Annotated in this window: 2 protein-coding genes; both read right to left on the bottom strand. The window is 63.2% G+C overall.

What is annotated here, in order from left to right; all coding sequences use genetic code 11:
* A partial coding sequence (locus JCM9942_RS18530; RefSeq protein ID WP_425478373.1) for an SDR family NAD(P)-dependent oxidoreductase occupies positions 1-158 on the bottom strand: 158 nt, incomplete at its 3' end.
* A gap of 444 nt (positions 159-602) precedes the next feature.
* On the bottom strand, positions 603-872 hold a 270-nt coding region (locus tag JCM9942_RS17085; protein ID WP_172675198.1), incomplete at its 5' end, for an SPOR domain-containing protein.

Raw genomic sequence — 872 nt, 5'->3', positions numbered from 1 at the left:
CCGAATTCGGCCACCAGTGGCTGCAGGCGCTCGCCGCGACGGCCGGTGGCGATCACCTTCCAGCCGGCGGCAGCGAAACGGCGGATGGCGGCGGCACCAAAGCCGGAAGTGGCGCCGGTGATCAGGCGGTTTTGGACATTGCGGAATCCTTGGGGCAGGGAGCGGGGATTTTCGCACTATGGGTGCAGTGGCGGGAGGGATGAGCGGGTGCAGGGTTAAAAGCCAAAGCCAAAGCCAAAGCCAAAGCCAAAGCCAAAGCCAAAGCCAAAGCCAAAGCCAAAGCCAAAGCCTCCCCTGAGCGACGCCAAAGGGAGGGGGGCTCTTTGCGGGGAAATCAACGTTGCAAGAAAACGCGTTTGAGCAGGTTAGGCAAGCAAAACCCCCGGCTGCGCTTACCCCGGCTACAAAGGCACAGACAAAAAGCCCCGATATCAACCGATATCGGGGCGTGAATGCTCCAGATGCTTCACCAGCGAACCAATAGTCGCAACAGCCCCCTTTAGTTAAGGGGGCGCGCCGACAGGCGCGGGGATATGGAGAAAACGGGCGCGGGGCCCATAGTTTGCCAAGCAAACTATGGAGTAACACCGCCTCCAGCGGTGTTACTGCGCCTTGATCGCCATCGCCTGCAGGCCGCTGCCGTTGAGCTTGGCCTTGGCTTCGGCCAGTTCGCTGGCGGTGCCGTATGGGCCCATGCGTACGCGGTAGACGGTGTTGCCGTTGATCTGCGCCGATTCCACGCGCGCCGCCAGGCCCATCATTGCCAGCTTGGCCTTGGTGGCTTCCGCATCGCCGGATGCCCCGAAGGCGCCGGCCTGCAGGATGTAGCGCACGTTCTCCGCCGGGGCCGTTGTGGCCGCCGTCGGTGCGGG

The organism is Stenotrophomonas pictorum JCM 9942 (assembly GCF_001310775.1).
GTDB classification, from domain to species: domain Bacteria; phylum Pseudomonadota; class Gammaproteobacteria; order Xanthomonadales; family Xanthomonadaceae; genus Stenotrophomonas; species Stenotrophomonas pictorum.
The sequence above is the reverse complement of the archived record's forward strand: the minus strand, read 5'-3'. Positions and strand labels throughout refer to the sequence as shown.